The 17,477-nt window shown below is 70.6% G+C and carries 13 protein-coding genes; 6 read left to right on the forward strand and 7 right to left on the reverse strand.

Annotation, left to right across the window (positions count from 1 at the left end; translation table 11 throughout):
- Positions 1 to 90 precede the first annotated feature (90 nt).
- The 3 genes from ACIBKY_RS06200 to ACIBKY_RS06210 are packed head-to-tail and all read right to left on the reverse strand — an operon-like array spanning position 91 to position 3,700.
- Entirely contained in the window at positions 91 to 2,724 is a 2,634-nt protein-coding gene (locus ACIBKY_RS06200; RefSeq protein ID WP_397094826.1) for an FtsX-like permease family protein, read from the reverse strand.
- Positions 2,721 to 3,470, reverse strand: coding sequence for an ABC transporter ATP-binding protein (locus ACIBKY_RS06205; RefSeq protein ID WP_397094828.1), 750 nt, complete (start codon positions 3,468 to 3,470; stop codon positions 2,721 to 2,723). The genes ACIBKY_RS06200 and ACIBKY_RS06205 overlap by 4 nt, the downstream gene beginning before the upstream one ends.
- Positions 3,467 to 3,700, reverse strand: coding sequence for a hypothetical protein (locus ACIBKY_RS06210; protein ID WP_397094829.1), 234 nt, complete (start codon positions 3,698 to 3,700; stop codon positions 3,467 to 3,469). Before ACIBKY_RS06210 ends, ACIBKY_RS06205 begins: the two co-directional genes overlap by 4 nt.
- Before the next feature lie 588 nt (positions 3,701 to 4,288).
- On the opposite strand from ACIBKY_RS06210, the gene ACIBKY_RS06215 reads away from it, so the two are divergent.
- The gene (locus tag ACIBKY_RS06215; protein WP_397094831.1) at positions 4,289 to 4,954 is read left to right on the forward strand and encodes a LuxR C-terminal-related transcriptional regulator; all 666 of its coding nucleotides are present in this window, start codon (positions 4,289 to 4,291) and stop codon (positions 4,952 to 4,954) included.
- Positions 4,955 to 5,111: 157 nt separating this feature from the next.
- Here the strand turns inward: ACIBKY_RS06215 and ACIBKY_RS06220 are convergent, their stop codons facing one another.
- The 3 genes from ACIBKY_RS06220 to ACIBKY_RS06230 form a co-directional block, all read right to left on the reverse strand.
- Positions 5,112 to 6,440, reverse strand: a complete 1,329-nt coding sequence (locus ACIBKY_RS06220) for an MFS transporter (protein ID WP_397094833.1) — start codon at positions 6,438 to 6,440, stop codon at positions 5,112 to 5,114.
- A 144-nt stretch (positions 6,441 to 6,584) separates the two neighbouring features.
- Positions 6,585 to 7,481: a serine/threonine-protein kinase gene (locus ACIBKY_RS06225; protein ID WP_397094834.1), complete on the reverse strand. Its 897-nt coding sequence runs from the start codon at positions 7,479 to 7,481 to the stop codon at positions 6,585 to 6,587.
- Positions 7,482 to 7,526: 45 nt separating this feature from the next.
- Positions 7,527 to 9,281: a class I SAM-dependent DNA methyltransferase gene (locus tag ACIBKY_RS06230; protein WP_397094835.1), complete on the reverse strand. Its 1,755-nt coding sequence runs from the start codon at positions 9,279 to 9,281 to the stop codon at positions 7,527 to 7,529.
- Between the two features lie 76 nt (positions 9,282 to 9,357).
- Here ACIBKY_RS06230 and ACIBKY_RS06235 point away from each other — a divergent pair, with 76 nt between their 5' ends.
- The 5 genes from ACIBKY_RS06235 to tpx all read left to right on the forward strand — a co-directional run bounded on the left by ACIBKY_RS06235 (position 9,358) and on the right by tpx (position 16,659).
- Complete coding sequence (locus tag ACIBKY_RS06235; RefSeq protein ID WP_397094837.1) at positions 9,358 to 10,128, forward strand: PP2C family protein-serine/threonine phosphatase; 771 nt, start codon at positions 9,358 to 9,360, stop codon at positions 10,126 to 10,128.
- A 163-nt stretch (positions 10,129 to 10,291) separates the two neighbouring features.
- Positions 10,292 to 11,092 (forward strand): CHAP domain-containing protein, encoded by an 801-nt coding sequence (locus ACIBKY_RS06240; protein WP_397095460.1) that lies wholly within the window; start codon positions 10,292 to 10,294, stop codon positions 11,090 to 11,092.
- A gap of 86 nt (positions 11,093 to 11,178) precedes the next feature.
- On the forward strand, positions 11,179 to 14,358 hold the full coding sequence (gene icmF / locus ACIBKY_RS06245; RefSeq protein ID WP_397094838.1) for a fused isobutyryl-CoA mutase/GTPase IcmF: 3,180 nt from the start codon (positions 11,179 to 11,181) through the stop codon (positions 14,356 to 14,358).
- 30 nt (positions 14,359 to 14,388) lie between these two features.
- Positions 14,389 to 16,122, forward strand: a complete 1,734-nt coding sequence (locus tag ACIBKY_RS06250; protein ID WP_397094839.1) for a pyruvate dehydrogenase — start codon at positions 14,389 to 14,391, stop codon at positions 16,120 to 16,122.
- 36 nt (positions 16,123 to 16,158) lie between these two features.
- Positions 16,159 to 16,659 (forward strand): thiol peroxidase, encoded by a 501-nt coding sequence (gene tpx / locus ACIBKY_RS06255; protein WP_397094840.1) that lies wholly within the window; start codon positions 16,159 to 16,161, stop codon positions 16,657 to 16,659.
- 3 nt (positions 16,660 to 16,662) lie between these two features.
- Here the strand turns inward: tpx and ACIBKY_RS06260 are convergent, their stop codons facing one another.
- A complete protein-coding gene (locus ACIBKY_RS06260; RefSeq protein WP_397094841.1) occupies positions 16,663 to 17,454 on the reverse strand; it encodes an SAM-dependent methyltransferase in 792 nt (263 codons plus the stop codon).
- Between the last annotated feature and the right edge of the window lie 23 nt (positions 17,455 to 17,477).

The raw sequence follows: 17,477 nt of genomic DNA on the forward strand, positions 1-17,477 counted from the left end.
CGATCCGAGCGACATGAGAGAACGCTCTCTTCCGGTTCTCCGGCCGTTTTCCCAGGTCGCGCCGGTCGCCGGGGGCTTTTGGGAGCGCTTTCACGCCACCCGCTCGCTGCGCCGTACCAGCCGGCGGGCGGGCAGGTCGTACGCCAGCCCGACCACCGCGCACACCACGGCCACCGCCGCGGGCGCCAGCCAGAGCGGGCCGGCCGGCCACGGGCGGCCGAGGAAGCCGATGCTCAGGAACATCAGCGGCACCGCGCTCATCAGCAGGCCGGCCACCGACGCCGTGAGCGCGATCAGCAGCGCCTCCCAGCGGATCATCGAGCGGATCTGGCCGGGTGTCGCGCCGAGCCGCCTGATCGCGGTCAGCTCCGTACCCCGGGCGGCCGTGGTGGCGACCAGCCGGTTGGCGACCGAGACCAGCACGTACCCGAGCAGAACGGCCAGCACCGCGATGTTGATCCACAACTGCGCGGAGGTCTCGCCCGCCTGCGGCGACGTGGCGGCGGAGGCGACGCTGAGCGCGGGCCAGCGCTCGCCCAGCGTGTTCAACGCCGACGGGTCGGCCGTGCGCACGAAGACGGCCGAGTCGAGATCCGTGCTGGTGTGCCCGGCGACCAGGTCGCGCGCGAGCACGATCGGGCCGAGTCCGAGAGCCCGGCTGTAGGTGGCCACGACGCGGGCTCTGACCTTGGCGCCGTCGCCCAGCACGAGGTCGCGATGCTCGCCCACCGCGCCGGAGCGCTCGTCGATCGCGATCGACGGACCCTTGAGATCGGCCAGGCTGCCCTTGGTGACGCCCAGGTCGACCAGGCCGCGGGCCTCCGGGCCGAGGACCATCGCGGAACGCGCCATCGCCGACTCGGCGCCGTCGCCCAGGGCGAGGCCACGTCCGATGACGGTCGTGGTCGAGGCGGTGACGGCCGAGGTCACGCCGGGCACGGCCCGCACCTCGCCGAGCAGGTCGCGCGGGATGCCGCCATAGGCGGGCGCGGAGATGACGGCGTCGGCCCTGAGCGTACGGGTGGTCTCGTCGGCCGTCGCCTGCATGACGGTGGTGTGGGTCAGCGCGTTGCTGGTGCCCAGCGTGATGACCATGCCGAGCGCGGCGACCGCGCCGGCCGTCCTGAGGGCGTAGCCGTGGGTGTTGGACACCGCGAGCCAGAGCGGCGGGGACACGCGGGCGGGCAGCATCCGGACCAGCAGGCCGGAAGCCTTCTGCACCAGCTTCGGACCCGCCAGCGCCAGGCCGATCACCGACAGCAGGCCGCCCAGGCTGGGGCCGAGGACCGCGACCTCGCCGCGCAGGAACAACGGCATCGTCGACAGGCCCATGGCGGCCAGAATGATCAGCAGGCCGCTGTTGAAGCGTACGGCCGACGGCCGGCGCGGCTCGCTCTGCGCGTCCCGCACCGCGGAGACCGCGGGCATCTTGGACGCCGAGCTCGATACCGCCCATGCCGACACCCGTACCACGCCGAGCAGGACCAGCGCCGCGGCTGCGGCCGGGATCGGGCTGTAGGTCAGCGGGAGCTCCGGGGGCAGCATGCCCAGGCGGATCAACAGGTCGCCGAAGTGGGCGGCCAGGAAGTAGCCGGCGGCGGCGCCCGGCAGCAGGGCCGCTACCGCCGCGGTCATGCCCTGGATGGCGACCAGCTTGCGCACCTGGCGCGGGGTCGCGCCGGCCGCGCGCAGCAGCGCCAGGTCGCGCCGCTGGCGGGTGATCGACAACGAGATGCCGCCGCCCACGACGAAGCCGACGATGAGCATGCTGATGCCGCTGATCGAGCTGGGCAGGGCTATGAGCATGCCGCGGGCGGCGGCCGTACCGGGGGACTCGGCGTCGCCCTTGTCCGGTCCTGTGCGGACCTCGTAGCGTTCGCCGACCTTGCGGTGTACGGCCTCGGCCAGCTTCGCGGGATCGGTGCCCGGTGCGGCGCGCAGCGCGATCAGGTCGACGGTGCCCGCGCGGGGACCACTCGTCCGCCCGGCCAGCTCGGCGGCGGTACGGTCGGCGAAATACAGATCGGGCCCGTCGACCACACCGGTGACCCGGTACTCGCCCCGCCTGCCGCCCGCGACGACCTCGATGCTCGCGCCCTGCCGTACGGCCAGCGCCTTGGGCACCACGATCTCGTCGCCGGCCCGCGGCGCACGGCCACTCACCAGCTTCCCCCCGGCCAGAGCCGCAGAAGCCCAGCCATGCCCGGTGCCCGCCCCAGTTTCCACGCCCGCCGGTGCGCCGCCACCCATCACGTCAGGGGACGATGCGGCGCCACCCTTCGCGTCTTGGGATGGTGTGGCGTCGCCCTTCGCGTCTTGGGGCGGTGTGGCGTCGCCCTTCACTGCGCTCTGCGGCGTCGCCGCGCCCTTCTTAGTGTCCGGAGGGGTCGCGTCGCGCTTCAGGTTGTCCAAGGGTGTGGCGGGGAAGCTCACGTCGCCCGTGGCCGAGGCGACGCCGTCGAGGCGGGCCAGTTCACCGGCCAGCGTGGCGGGCAGCACGGCACGCTCGGGCAGCGCGACGGGCAGATCGCCCTCCTGGGCGAGGCTCTGCGGGGCGGAGACGAGCACGTCGGCGTGGACGAGGCGCTGGCCGGAGATGTTCGAGCGCAACCCGGACTCGATGATCACACCGGTCCCGGTGACCAGCGCCATGCCGCCGAACACCGCGAAGAAGGCTACGACCAGCCCGCCGAGCCCCGACATCGCGAGCGCGGTCCTGATCACAGCGAACCCCCCACAGCGTGTACGGCGAGCCCGCCCCGGGCAAGCTGGGTGAGCCGCGCGGCCAGGTCCTCCGCCGACGGCTCGGCCAGGACGTCGACCACCTTCCCGTCCGCCATCACCAGCGCGTCGTGCGCGCGAGCCGCCGCGGCCGGATCGTGGGTGACCATGACGACGGTCTGCCCGAGGTCGTCCACCAGACTGCGCAGCAGGTCCAGCACCTGGGCGGCGCTGCGCAGGTCGAGCGCGCCCGTGGGCTCGTCGGCGAAGACCACGTCGGGCCGCCCGGCCAGCGCGCGAACGATCGCCGCCCGCTGCTGCTGCCCACCGGACAGCTCCGACGGCCGGTGGCGCAACCGATCCTGCAGGCCCACGCGCTCCACCAGCTCGCCGATCCAGGCACGATCGGGCCGCTTGCCCGCCAGCCGCAGCGACAACGTCAGGTTCTCCTCGACGGTGATCGCGGGCAGCAGGTTGTAGGACTGGAAGACGAAGCCGATGTGCTCGCGGCGCAGGACGGTGCGCTTGGTCTCGTTCAGCGAACCGACGTCGACGCCGCCGATCGTGACCGAGCCCGAAGTGGGCTGGTCGAGGGCGGCGGCGCACTGGATCAGCGTGCTCTTGCCCGAGCCCGACGGGCCCATCACGGCCACGAACCGGCCCTGCGGAAAGCCGAGCGACACGTTGTCGAGCGCCACGAGCTCGCCGTACTTCTTCGTGACCGAGGTGAGGGTGACGACGTGGCTCATGCCCTGCGCCCCGAGACGTGGCTGACGATGAGGCCGGCGATGCACGCGACGGCGACGACCCCGGCGACGATGCCGATCGCTGTGGTTCCGGTGAGGATGTTGTTGGCGATCACGTTCACCACCGCGCTCACCGTCAGGACGAGCCAGAGGACGACACGGGTGACGGTTCTGCCCACGGGGCTCCGCTTGGCGGGGGTGCTCTTCGGGCTGATGCGGTAGGGATCGTTCATGAGAAGAACCCTAGAAACTGCCCTGAGCTGCGGGAATCCCGCGAGCTACCCACGTCGCGGTAGTGCTGGCGGTAAGAAGCTTTGTCCGGTCTCCCACCAGCCTGACCACACAGCGCCCAGGACGCCGACCAACCTCGATCAACCCCAGTCACGACGTGCGGGCCCGGCCACGGCCCGGTCGGCTCGGCGCAACCCGGCTGGCCGGCGGGCACGACCTTAGGGGCTCGGTCACGGCGCGGCCCAGGCCGGTTGGCCGGCGGTCACGACCTTAGGGGGCTCGGCGTGCTCGGTCGTGGCCTGGTCGGGTCGGCGCAGCCCGGTTGGCCGGCGGTCACGACCTTAGGGGCTCGGTCACGGCTCGGCGTAACCCGGTTGGGCGGCGGTCACGGTCCGGCGCCCCTGCGGCGACCCGCCCGGGGTGTGGGGGCCTACGCTGCGCATACTGGTACACGACGCTGGAAAGGCGGCGCCCGCGACGAGGCCGGAACCCGGTCTGGCCGGGATCCGCCGCCGAGTCGAGGCACAGGACGGAACGATGACCCTGACCAGCCCCGACGGAGGACCGACCATGATCGAGGTGGAACTGCCGTGCGAGTCGTGATCGCCGAGGACGACGCCCTGCTGCGTGAGGGCCTGGTCCTGCTGCTGACCGGCGAAGGCATCGAGGTGGCGGCCGCCGCGGCGGAGCCGGAAGGCTTCCTGGCCGCCGTCGAGGAACACCGCCCGGACGTGGCCGTCGTGGACGTCCGCATGCCACCCACCCACACCGACGAGGGCATCAAGGCGGCGGTCGAGGCCAAGCGCCTGCATCCGGAACTGGGCGTTCTGGTGCTGTCCGCGTACGTGGAGCAGGCGTTCGCCACCGACCTGCTGTCCGTCGGCACCCGCGGCATCGGGTACCTGCTCAAGGAGCGGGTCGGCAAGGTCGAGGAGTTCCTGGACGCGCTGACCAGGGTCGGCGACGGCGGCACCGCGATCGACCCCGACGTGGTCGCCCAGCTCTTCGCCCGCCGCCGCGACCCCCTCGACCAGCTCACCGCCCGCGAACGCGAAGTCCTCTCCCACATGGCCCAAGGCCTGGGCAACATGGCGATCGCCGAGAAGCTGGTGATCTCGGAAGGCGCGGTACACAAGCACATCCGCAACATCTTCGCCAAACTCGGCCTGGCCCAGACCGACCGCGTGGACCGGCGCGTGGCAGCGGTACTCGCCTACCTGGACAACACACCCCCCGACCCAAGCCCAACCAGATAACAACCCACCCAACCCTTCCAGGCAACACCCGCCCAAACCGCCCTCGCCCACCTGCCTCGCGCCAAGAACCGACCACTACCCCAAACCCTCGCCTGCCCGAGCCCGAGCCCTGGGCAGGGCTGCTGGAGCGCAAGGTCGGGCCGATGAGCCGGGTGGGTTAGGGGTTGGTGGGTTGGGGGCTGGGTTCTGGGGTTGTTTCGTGGTCCAGGGGGTGGGCCAGTTCGTCGGCGGGCATGCGGGCCAGCAGGATGGCGATGATGGCGATCGGTAGCGGCAGGATGCCCGCGATGATGAACGTCGGGGTCAGCCCGATGGCCACGCTCACCGGGCCGGCCAGGGCCATGGAGACGGGCATGAAGACCAGGGAGACGAAGAAGTCGAGGCTGGAGACCCGGCCCAGGAGCTCAGGGGGTACGCGGCGCTGGAGCAACGTACCCCAGATGACCATCGGCGCGCTGAACAGGGCGCCCAGGACGAACGCGGCCAGCACGATCAGCCAGATGTTGGAGGCCACGCCGATGAGGATGAAGGGGAGGCAGGCGAGGCCCCACATGAGGTTCATGGCGGTCAGGTAGCGCTTGGGGAGTTTGCGGCTGGCCATCACCAATGAGGCCAGCGCGCCGCTGATGCCGAACGCGGCCATGACGATGGCGTGTTCCTTCGGGCCGCCACCCGCGCCGTCCTTCACCGCGAACGGGATGAGCACCTCCATCGGGCCCATCGTCACCAGGATCATCAGCGAGGCGAACAGCAGGGTGGCCAGGAGCCACGGGGTCTTCAGCATGTAGACGAAGCCGTCGCGCAGATCCTTGGCCATGGATCTGACGGGGTGGCCGGCGTCTCCTTCGCTCTGGTCCCTGCGCAGCGGAACGGGGCGCATGAGGACCAGGAAGATCGTGGCCACGACCTGCGTGCCGGCGCCTACGGCCAGGGCGGTGGCCGGGGACTGGGCGGCCACCAGGAAACTCGCGATCGCCGGGCCCGCGGCCTGCATGACGACCGGGCGCAGGACGCCCTCCACGCCGTTGGCGGCCAGCAGGTGGTCGGCGGGGACGATGGAGGGGAGCATCGCCGAGTAGGCAGGGTAGTAGAAGCCGCTGCCTATGCCGCGTACGAAGGCGACCACGGCCAGGTGCCAGATCTCGATCACGCCGGTCAATGCCAGGGCGGCGATCACCATGGCGGAGGCGGCGAGGACGAGCTCGGTGGTCAGGAGTACGCGGCGCTGCGGGACCCGGTCGGCGATCACACCGCCGAGCAGCACCGTGGCCACCATGCCGGCCGCTGCGCCGGTGGAGACGATGGAGAGCTCGCCCGCCTTGCCGTCGAGAGCGATCACCTGCCAGACCATGGCCATCAGCCACAGGCCCTCGCCCAGCATGGACGCGGTGAGAGAGCCTGCCAGCAGCCGGTACTGGCCGTGCTGGAACGGGCGGAGCGGTCCGCGCAGCCAGCGCGCACCCTGTCCGGCTACGGGCTCGGTCATGGTGAGAGTCTCCTCGGGGAGTGTGATGGGCACCACTATTGACCCCGGGACTGACAAAAACTCATCGGCCTCCCGAAGCCCAGGGAGACCGGGCAGGCACAGGAACACCCCGGAACCCGCAGAGCGGCGGGGAGGTGGGGTGGGTTAGGGGGTTAGGGCTCGGCCCACGATTCGGGCGTACATGCGGCCTGGGCTGGGGTCGGGGGCGAGGAAGCCGGGGAGCATCGGCAGGCCCTGGGCCAGGGGGTCGAGGCGGCGGTACAGGGTGGCGGCGTCGGCGGGGCGGGATTCCGGCTTCTTCTCCAGCAGGGCGGCCAGGATCGCGGCCAGTTCGGGAGGCAGGCCGGGGATCGCCGGTGGCGACTCCTTCACCTGCTGTTCGAAGACCACGTAGTCGGTGGGGCCGGTGAACAGCTGACGGCCGGTCAGCATCTCGTGCAGGACGCAACCCAATGAGTACAGGTCGCTGCGGGGGTCGGCGAGGCCGCGCTGGATCTGTTCTGGCGCCATGTACGCGGGCGTGCCGAGGATCTGGCCGATGCGGGTGAACTGGCCGAGGTCGGTTTCGCGGAGCATGGCGAGCCCGAAGTCGAGGACCTTGACGCTGCCGTCCGGGCAGAGCATGAGGTTGGTGGGTTTGAGGTCGCGGTGGCAGATCGTCAGCGCGTGGGCGGCGGACAGGACGGCGGCGGCCTGGGCGGCGATGGCGCAGGCCCATGGCACCGGCAACGGCCCGTGCTCGCTGACGACGTCGGCCACGGTGACGCCTTCGATGAACTGCATGACCTGGAACAGCCGTTGTTCGTGCGTGCCGAAGTCGTACAGGACGGGGGCGCCGGGGTGTTCCAGGCGGGCGAGGATGCGGGCCTCGCGGATGAAGCGCCGCTCCAGTTCCTCGTCGTCGGCGCTGAATCCGCGCATGTGCAGGAGCTTCACGGCGACCCTGCGGTCGAGGTGGCGGTCGTGCCCGGAGTAGACCGCGCCCATGCCGCCCTGCCCGAGCGGGAGGTCGTCGAGCTCATAGCGGTCGCCGATGACCATTCGCCCCTCCCCGCAGCCTTTCGGGAAAAAACTACACCGTCAGGACTACGGGTGCAGATGCCCGTCGATCAAGCCGTCGAGGCCGAGACGGATCAAGGACTGGCCCAGCGCGCTGGCCTCGCGCAGCGCGTCTTCGAGATCGGCCAGCTGGCGGAAGGCGGCGCCGTACTCGCGCTGCTCCTCCATGGACACCCGGGGCAGGCGCGTGCGGCGGGCGTCGAAGCGGCTGGAACCCGTCGTGGCGCGGCCGCCCGCGCCGCGCAGGAAACCGGCGAGGAAGTCGGCGTCCAGGCGGCGCGGGTCGACGCGGTAGAGCGTGAGGTGCGGGCCGAGCACACCGTCGGGCTCGCCGATGACGCGGACGCTGGAGTAGGAGGCCACGACGTCGCCGGGCAGCACCGGGACCAGGCCGGCTGACGGCGTGGTGCGGCCGGACGGCGGCGAGCCCTGCGCCACGTCGTCGGCGGTCAGCACGGGCAACTCGCCGCCGTCCGCGGCCATGCGCGGCGGCGCCTGCAGCACCGCGACCAGCCCCTCCTTGATGAGGTCGCCGACCGTGGTGACGGGCCGCTCCAGCGGCTGGTCGAGAACCTTCAGATCCGGCGGTACGGCGGAGGCCGCCAGGAACCTGTCACGGGCCTCGGTGAACGCCCTGCCCAGATCCTCCAGGCGGCGATGCCGGGCCGGGGTCATGTCGACTTCGTCGGCGAGCAGGTCGATGATGCGTACCGTCTGCTCGGAACGGTCCTCCAGATGAGCGCGCCAGGCGGGCTCGACGGCGGACAGGTCGTCGGTGGCGTCCACGATCAGCACGTCGGACGGCGGGCGCTCGCCCTGCGTGGGACGGCGCAGCAACCACAGGTCGGAGCCCGGCAGTGCGATCACCGCGCGCAGGGCGCCGGCGCGCAGGAGGTTGGCGCGGATGCGGCGGCCGGGCTTGCGGCTGGCGGCGGCGGGCGGCATGAGGATCGCGACCGTGCCGCCGGGCCGGACGTGGGTGAGGCAGTGCTGTACCCAGGCCAGTTCGGACTCGCCGCGCGGCGGCAGGCCGTGCTCCCAGCGGGGGTCGCCGGTGAGCTCCTCGTAGCCCCAGGCGCGCTCGTTGAAGGGCGGGTCGCAGACGACGGCGTCGGCCTTGGCGCCGGCGAAGCCGTCGCGGCGCATGGAGTCGCCGGCGACGATCTCGGCCTCGTGGCCGCCGAGCCGCAGCCGGGCGGCGGCGATGCGCGCGGAGGAGGCGCTGAGGTCCTGGCCGAGGTAGCGCGGCCCGGGGACGGCGCCGGCGGCGGCCAGGAGGAGGGTGCCGACGCCGCAGGCCGGGTCGAGAACGGTCCCGCCCGCCGGTACGGCCAGCCGTACCATCAGCGCGGCCACTTCCTCGCGGGTGACGGAAAGCTGGCGGGAGTGGGCTTCCAGGTAGCGCTCGCAGAGGAAGTCGTAGGCCGCCGCGGCGCCCTCCTCGCCGGCCAGCTCGGTGATCATCGCGGCCAGTTCCGGGTCCGGCACGCTGTCGCCGCCGGTCAGTAGCGCGCCGGCGTCGGCGACGAGCTCGCCGAGCCGCAAATCTCCGGCGGCTTTCAGGCGTTGCCACACCCGGTCGGCCAGTGATACCTGGTAGGACTTCCCATAGCGCAGCAGCCAGGCCTCGACCTGGCGCAGCAGGAACAACGGCTGGTTGGCGGTTCCGCCGACCGGCTGGGGGAAGTCGTCGTGGCGGCGGCGCCAGTTGCTGACCGCGGCACGCCCGACACCGGCGAGCCGGGCGATGTCCCCGGCGTTGACGGTGGGGTCGTGGCTCATGACGCCCACAGTAGTTCACAAGAGTCTTCAGCGCATCTGCTTGTGAAGTCTTTCAACCAATGATTTACTGCAGGGTATGAAGCACAACATCCGCTATGCCGCGGGATCAGACGTGGGCCGCCGCAGAGAGCAGAACGAGGACGCGGGCTTCGCGAGCGCCCGCCTGCTCGTCGTGGCGGACGGCATGGGCGGGCACGCGGCGGGAGAGCTGGCGAGCTCGGCCGCGATCGCCGTCATGCGCGAGCTGGATGCGTCGCTTCCCGAGACGGGCGCCGACTTGGAGGCCGCGCTGGAGGGCGCCGTGCACGAGGCGGCGCGCCGGCTGGTCGAGCTGGCCGACATCGACCCCGCGCGCCGGGGGATGGGCACCACGGTCACCGCCACGCTGTGGGACGGCTACCGCTTCGCGCTGGCTCATCTGGGTGACTCCCGTGGGTACCTGCTTCGCGACGGTGCTCTCTACCAGATCACCAAGGATCACACACTTGTGCAGTCCATGGTGGACGAAGGACGGATTACCGAGGACCAGGCGGCGGTACATCCGCGCCGGTCGATGGTGCTGCGCGTGCTGGGCAGCGAGGGCAGGGCGGAGCCGGACATGTCGCTGCGCGAGGCCGATCCTGGAGATCGTTACCTCCTCTGCTCCGACGGGCTGACCGGGGTCCTGGGGCCCGAGATCCTGCACGAGATCCTGACCACTGTGGCCGACCCGGCCCTCGCCGTCCAGAGGTTGATCGATCTTGCCAACCAGGGCGGCTCGCCGGACAACGTGACCGTCATCGTGGCGGACGTCGTGTCACCGGGGGAGGGTGACGCGAAGGTCTTCCGCGTCGGGGCTGGTTCCTAAGCCGCGTAGTAGCTAGTCACCCACGTCACAAAAGCCACATTTTGCCACCCCAGTGACTATCTTCCGGATGTACGGCACGCGATCACGAAGGCGCTACTACAGTCCATCGTGATCTGCCGGTTATCTGGGAGGAGTCGTCCTGGACCCGATCGCTGAAGATCTTCTGGACAAGGTCCGCCCGGAGCTCGGATACCGGGAAAAGGGCGGGCAGCACACCAAGTTCGGCGAGTGGTACGCGGATCGCCTCCAGGATCCCCAGTACAAGAACGCGCCGTGGTGCGACATGTTCATCGCGTGGGCCGCGGAGAAGGCGGGTGTCGGCGAGTACGTCGGCCAGTTCGCCTGGACGCCCTCGCACGCCGCCTGGTTCATCAAGCAGGGCGCCTGGTCGCGTACGCCCGAGCCCGGCGCCCTGGTCTTCTACGACTGGGGCGGCGGCAAGAGCTACAAGGGCGTCGACCACGTGGGCATCGTGGAGAAGGTCGACGGCACCAAGATCCGTACCATCGAGGCGAATGTCGACAAAGTCTGGTTGAAGCGGAAATTTCGTGACCAGGAGAAAGTCGTCGGCTACGGCCTGCCCCGCGTGGTCAAGGAGAAGATGCTGGCCGGCACGCTCCAGCCCACCGAGCAGCCCACCGCCTACGCCCCCGAGCTCAAGACCTACACCGAGACCCCGGCAAACAGTTCCCCGCTGGACCTCCTGGGCACCCCGCAGGCCCTGCTCGCCTTCATCGTGCTGACCACCGTCGTGGTCAGCTTCCGCCTGGCCGGTCGTAGCCGTGGCACGCACCGCAGGGTCCTTCGCGAGCTCGTCCCATGGAACGCGCCAACCCCGGAGCCCCCACCGGAACCGGTGGAACCTCCGGTGCGCGAAAGGGCCCCCAACCGCTTCCACGAAGGGCCGCCGATCCATCGCACCCACGTCAGAACGCGGGGCCGCAGGCCGTACGAACGCCTCTGAGAGGGGCGGCCACCTGCGATGCTGGGCATTTAGTAGGACGTCCTAGTAGTTTGTAGGTGAGGCCCCTCACGAAGGAGTGATCTGGCGTGCACGTTCCGGCCCACCCTGTCCGATTCGTGACCGCGGCGGCGTTGTTCGACGGCCACGACGCCGCGATCAACATCATGCGCCGCATCCTGCAGACCCAGGGCGCGGAAGTGATCCACCTCGGCCACAACCGCTCGGTGGACGAGGTCGTCACCGCCGCCATCCAGGAGGACGTCCAGGGCGTCGCCATCAGCTCCTACCAGGGCGGTCACGTCGAGTACTTCTCCTATCTCGTCGAGCTGCTGCGCGAGCGCGGCGCCGGGCACGTCAAGGTGTACGGCGGAGGCGGCGGCGTCATCGTCCAGGACGAGATCGACCTGCTCCACTCCCGCGGCGTCACCCGCATCTTCTCGCCCGAGGACGGCCAGCGGCTCGGCCTGCCCGGCATGATCAACAAACTGATCGAGGAGTGCGACGCCGAGCTCGGCGGCGCCCCCTCGGCCGAGGCCGTGCTCTCCGGCGACCAGGCCGCCCTCGCCAGGGCGATCACGCTGATCGAGTCGGGCCGTGCTTCGGAGGAGCTCCTCGCGGGCGTCCGCGGCGCCCGGCGGCACGCCCCGGTGCTCGGCATCACCGGCACCGGCGGCTCCGGCAAGTCCTCGCTGACCGACGAGCTGGTCCGCCGCCTGCGGGTCGACAACGACGACAAGCTGCGCATCGCCGTCATCGCCATCGACCCGACCCGCAGGCGCGGCGGCGGCGCCCTGCTCGGCGACCGCATCAGGATGAACAGCCTCGGCGCCCAGACCTTCTTCCGCTCCCTGGCCACCCGCGGCGCGGTCGCGGAGGTCCCCGAGCACCTGGACGACGTGATCGCCGCCTGCCGCGCGGCCGGCTACGACCTGGTGATCGTGGAGACGCCGGGCATCGGCCAGGGCGACGCCGGCATCGTCCCCCACGTCGACGTGCCCATCTACGTGATGACGCCCGAGTTCGGCGCGGCCTCCCAGCTGGAGAAGATCGACATGCTCGACTTCGCCGAGGCCGTGGCCATCAACAAGTACGAGCGGCGCGGCGCCGAGGACGCCCTGCGCGACGTACGCCGCCAGATCGTGCGCAACCGCGAGGCCTTCGGCGCCAAGCCGGAGGACATGCCCGTCTTCGGCACCATCGCCGCCCGCTACAACGACGCCGGAGTCACCGCCCTCTACCAGCACGTCAAGGAGCTGCTGGCGGAGAAGGGCCTGCAGACGGGGCCGGGGCTGCTGGCCAGGGTCCAGGGCCGCACCTCGCAGGTGTCGGCGGCGATCGTCCCGCCCGCGCGGGTGCGCTACCTGGCCGAGATCGCCGAGGGCGTGCGCGCCTACCACGCCGAGACCCTGGCCCAGATGGACGTGGCCCGCCGCCGCCAGCAGCTCACCGCCGTCCGCGACATGCTGGGAGAGGACGCCTCACGCCTGGACGAGTTGCTCGGCCGGGCCGAGTCCGACCTGTCGGCGGAGTCCCGCGCCCTGCTCGCCGACTGGCCCGCCACCAAGGAGGCCTACCGGGCCGACGAGCTCGTGGTGAAGGTCCGCGACAAGGAACTGCACACGCCGCTCTGGCGCGAGACCCTGTCGGGCAACCGGATCCCCCGCGTGGCCCTGCCGCGCTTCGACGACCACGCCGAGCTGCTGCGCTTCCTCAGGAGCGAGAACCTGCCCGGCCGCTTCCCGTTCACCGCGGGCGTCTTCCCGTTCAAGCGCGACGACGAGGACCCCACCCGGATGTTCGCGGGAGAGGGCGACCCGTTCCGCACCAACCGGCGCTTCAAGCTGCTGTCGGAGGGCCAGCCGGCCACCCGCCTGTCCACGGCGTTCGACTCGGTGACCCTGTACGGCCACGACCCCGACCTGCGTCCGGACATCTACGGCAAGGTCGGCACCAGCGGCGTGTCCATCGCGACCCTGGACGACATGAAGGTGCTCTACGACGGCTTCGACCTGGCCGCCCCGAACACCTCGGTCTCCATGACCATCAACGGCCCCGCCCCGACGATCCTGGCCTTCTTCCTCAACGCCGCCATGGACCAGGCACTGGAGCGCGACCCCGACGCGGACCCGGACGCGGTCAGAGCCGCCACCCTGGCCAAGGTGCGGGGGACCGTACAGGCGGACATCCTCAAGGAGGACCAGGGCCAGAACACCTGCATCTTCTCCACGGAGTTCTCGCTGCGGATGATGGCCGACATCCAGGAGTGGTTCATCCAGAACCGGGTGCGGAACTTCTACTCCGTCTCCATCTCCGGCTACCACATCGCCGAGGCCGGGGCGAACCCGATCAGCCAGCTCGCCTTCACCCTGGCCAACGGCTTCACCTACGTCGAGGCGTACCTGGCACGCGGGATGAACGTGGACGACTTCGCGCCGAACCTGTCGTTCTTCTTCTCCAACGGGATGGACCCCGAGTACTCGGTGCTCGGGCGCGTGGCCCGCCGCATCTGGGCGGTGGCGATGAGGGAGAGGTACGGCGCGGGCGAGCGTTCCCAGAAGCTCAAGTACCACGTCCAGACCTCGGGCCGGTCCCTGCACGCCCAGGAGATGAACTTCAACGACATCCGCACCACGCTGCAGGCCCTGATCGCCATCTACGACAACTGCAACAGCCTGCACACCAACGCCTACGACGAGGCGGTGACCACGCCGTCGGCCGAGTCGGTGCGCCGCGCGATGGCCATCCAGCTGATCATCAACCGTGAGTGGGGCCTGGCCCGCAACGAGAACCCGGTGCAGGGCGCGTTCATCATCGACGAGCTCACCGACCTGGTCGAGGAGGCGGTGCTGCGGGAGTTCGAGCGGCTGTCGGACCGCGGTGGCGTCCTGGGCGCGATGGAGACCGGCTACCAGCGCGGCAAGATCCAGGACGAGTCGATGCTCTACGAGACCCGCAAGCACGACGGCTCGCTGCCGATCATCGGCGTCAACACCTTCCGCAACGGCGACGACGGCGGGGAGCCGCACAAGAAGCTGGAACTCGCCCGCGGCACCGAGGAGGAGAAGCGCTCGCAGCTCGACCGGCTGCACGCCTTTCACGAGCGCAACCGCGCCGAGGCTCCGGCGGCCCTGGCGAGGTTGCGTGAAGCGGCGATGTCGGACGGCAACGCCTTCGCGGCGCTGATGGAGGCGGCCCGGGTGTGCTCGCTCGGCCAGATCACCGACGCGCTGTTCGAGGCGGGCGGGCAGTACCGGCGCAACGTTTAGGTCGTCCCCAACTAGGTCATGGTTCGGGACATGACGACCCTTGCTGAGCAGTTTGTACAGGTCTTGATTCAGGCCGGCGTGGAACGGGTCTACGGGGTCGTGGGCGACAGCCTCAACCCCATCGTGGACGCGATCAGGCGCTCCGGCTCCATCGAGTGGGCACACGTGCGCAACGAGGAGGCCGGGGCGTTCGCCGCCGCCGCCGAGGCTCAGGTGACCGGGCGGCTGGCGGTGTGCGCCGGCAGCTGCGGCCCCGGCAACACCCATCTGATCCAGGGCCTGTACGACGCCCAGCGCAGCGGCGCGCCCGTGCTCGCGCTGGCCTCGCACATCCCGAGTACGCACATCGGCACCGGCTACTTCCAGGAGACCCACCCGGAGCGGCTGTTCACCGAGTGCAGCGTCTACTGCGAGGCGATCAACTGGCCGGCCCAGATGCCGAAGGTGCTGCGCAGCGCGATCCAGCACGCGATCGGGCTCGGCGGCGTCGGCGTCGTCGTGCTGCCCGGCGACGTGGCCCACCAGAAGGCCGCGGCCCCGGTCGGGCGGCACGACATGCTGGTGCGGCACGGCGTCGTGCACCCGCCGGCCGACCAGGTCGCCCAGCTGGCCGGCGCGCTCAACGCGGCCGGGAAGGTCACGCTGTTCTGCGGCGCCGGCGTACGCGGCGCCCACGACGAGGTCATGTCGCTGGCCGCGCGCCTGAACGCGCCCGTCGGCCACGCCCTGCGCGGCAAGGAGTGGATCCAGTACGACAACCCGTTCGACGTCGGCATGAGTGGCCTGCTCGGATACGGCGCCTGCTACGAGGCGATGAGCGAGGCCGACCTGGTGGTGCTCGTCGGCACCGACTTCCCCTACACCGACTTCCTGCCGGGCACGAAGACCGTGCAGATCGACGCCGACCCGGCGGTGTTCGGCCGGCGGACGCCGCTGGACCTGGCCGTGCACGGCGACGTGGCCACGACGCTGCGGGCCGTACTGCCGAAGGTGGAGCAGAAGAGCGACCGGCGCTTCCTCGGCAAGATGCTGCGCGAGCACTGCAAGAAGCTGGAGCACGTGGTCGAGGCCTACACCCGCGACATCAAGGACAGGGCGCCCATCCACCCCGAGTACGCGGCGAGCGTCCTGGACGAGGTGGCCGCCGACGACGCGGTCTTCACCGTGGACACCGGCATGTGCAACGTCTGGGCGGCCCGCTACCTCACCCCGAACGGCCGGCGGCGGGTGATCGGCTCCTTCAAGCACGGCTCGATGGCGAACGCGCTGCCGCACGCCATCGGCGCCGCCTTCGCCGATCGCGGCCGCCAGGTCGTGTCCATGTCCGGCGACGGCGGGCTGGCCATGCTGCTCGGCGAGCTGATCACGGTCAAGCTGCACAATCTGCCGGTCAAGACGGTGGTGTTCAACAACTCCTCGCTCGGCATGGTGAAGCTGGAGATGCTCGTGGACGGCCTGCCCGACTTCGGCACCGACCACGACCAGGTGTCCTATGCGGCGGTGGCGGCGGCCGTCGGCATCCCGTCGGTCACCGTGACCAGGCCGGGGGAGATCCGCGAGGCGCTGACGAAGGCGTTCGACGCCGACGGCCCCTACCTCGTGGACCTGATCACCGACCCGGACGCGCTGTCGATCCCGCCGAAGGTCTCGGCCGAGCAGATGAAGGGGTTCGCGCTGGCCGCCGGGAAGATCGTCCTGTCCGGCGGGGTCGGCAAGATGGTGGACATGGCCAGGTCGAACCTCCGGAACGTGAAGGGCATATGATCGCCTGCTGGGGAGCACAGCTAACTGGAGGTTTTCATGTCCGAGATCACGTTCAAGGGCAACCCGGTCACGGTCGGCGGCACGTTCCCGCGGCCCGGTGACAGCGCGCCCGGCTTCACGCTGGTGGCCAAGGACCTGTCCGACGTCTCGCTGGCCGACTACGGCGACAAGTACAAGGTCCTCAACATCTTCCCGAGCATCGACACCGGGGTCTGCGCGGCGTCGGTCCGGCGGTTCAACGAGGTGGCCGCCGACCACCCCGACGCCGTCGTCCTGTGCGTCTCGGCCGACCTGCCGTTCGCGCAGGGCCGCTTCTGCGGCGCCGAGGGGCTGGACAAGGTGGTGACGCTCTCGCTGATGCGCGGCAGGGAGTTCCTGAACGACTACGGCGTGGCCCAGGAGAGCGGCCCGCTGGCCGGTCTCGCGGCCCGCGCGGTCGTCGTGCTCGACGGCGAGAACAAGGTCGTCCACTCCGAGCTGGTCCCGGAGATCGTGCAGGAGCCCGACTACGAGGGCGCGCTCAAGGCACTCAAGTAAGGGTCAGGTCTTCCGGCCGATTCCGCAGAGGATGAGCGACTTCTCCGGTTGACCGGGGAAGTCGATCATGTCGGTGTCGTCGGGACGCCACTCCGGCAGCCAGACGACGCCCGGCTCCTCCATCGCGAAACCGTCGAACAACGCCGCGATCTCGTCCCTGCTGCGCAGCGTCAGCGGGCTGGCGGAGTTCCGGTAGACCTCGGTGCCCTTGGTCACCGCCGCCGCGCGGGCGTCGCTGGTGCCGTGGGACAGGACGAGGAAGCTGCCGGGCGCCATCGCGTCCCTGAGCGTGGCGATGATCCGGCCCGGATCCTCCGAGCGGGCGACGAAGTGCAGCACCGCCACGAGCAGGATGCCGACCGGGCGGTCGAAGTCGATGCCGAGCTCGCCGTCCTTGAGTATCTCCTCGGGATGGCGCAGGTCGCCGTGGACCACGGAGGTGTCGCTGTCGAGGGCCAGCAGCGCCCTGGCGTGAACGAGCACGACCGGGTCGTTGTCCACGTACGCCACCCGTGCGCCGGGCGGCGCGACCTCGTGCACGTTGCCCTGCGTGGGCAGGCCGGTGCCGATGTCCAGGAACTGCGTGATCCCCTGCCCCGACAGGTGTCTCACCGCACGTCCCAGGAAGGCGCGGTTGGCGCGGGCGGCGGCCCTCAGCTCGGGCGCCACCCGTAAGATCTTCTCGGCCGCCGCCCGATCGGCCGGGAAGTTGTCCTTGCCGCCCAGGTAATAGTCGTACAGCCGGGCGGCGTTGGGCTTGTTCGGATCGAAGCCCCTCGAACTCCTCTGGTCCAACCGGTGATCCCCCGATCACAAGT

It is taken from the genome of Nonomuraea sp. NPDC050394 (assembly GCF_044459065.1).
In the GTDB taxonomy this organism is placed as follows: Bacteria; Actinomycetota; Actinomycetes; order Streptosporangiales; family Streptosporangiaceae; genus Nonomuraea.

What these genes read in the sequence shown, in the direction of transcription:
- ACIBKY_RS06210 (WP_397094829.1), bottom strand. Translation starts at nt 3,700, where the DNA reads ATGAACGATCCCTACCGCATCAGCCCGAAGAGCACCCCCGCCAAGCGG.
- ACIBKY_RS06205 (WP_397094828.1), bottom strand. Translation starts at nt 3,470, where the DNA reads ATGAGCCACGTCGTCACCCTCACCTCGGTCACGAAGAAGTACGGCGAG.
- ACIBKY_RS06225 (WP_397094834.1), bottom strand. Translation starts at nt 7,481, where the DNA reads ATGGTCATCGGCGACCGCTATGAGCTCGACGACCTCCCGCTCGGGCAG.
- ACIBKY_RS06230 (WP_397094835.1), bottom strand. Translation starts at nt 9,281, where the DNA reads ATGAGCCACGACCCCACCGTCAACGCCGGGGACATCGCCCGGCTCGCC.
- ACIBKY_RS06235 (WP_397094837.1), top strand. Translation starts at nt 9,358, where the DNA reads ATGAAGCACAACATCCGCTATGCCGCGGGATCAGACGTGGGCCGCCGC.
- ACIBKY_RS06220 (WP_397094833.1), bottom strand. Translation starts at nt 6,440, where the DNA reads ATGACCGAGCCCGTAGCCGGACAGGGTGCGCGCTGGCTGCGCGGACCG.
- tpx (WP_397094840.1), top strand. Translation starts at nt 16,159, where the DNA reads ATGTCCGAGATCACGTTCAAGGGCAACCCGGTCACGGTCGGCGGCACG.
- ACIBKY_RS06250 (WP_397094839.1), top strand. Translation starts at nt 14,389, where the DNA reads ATGACGACCCTTGCTGAGCAGTTTGTACAGGTCTTGATTCAGGCCGGC.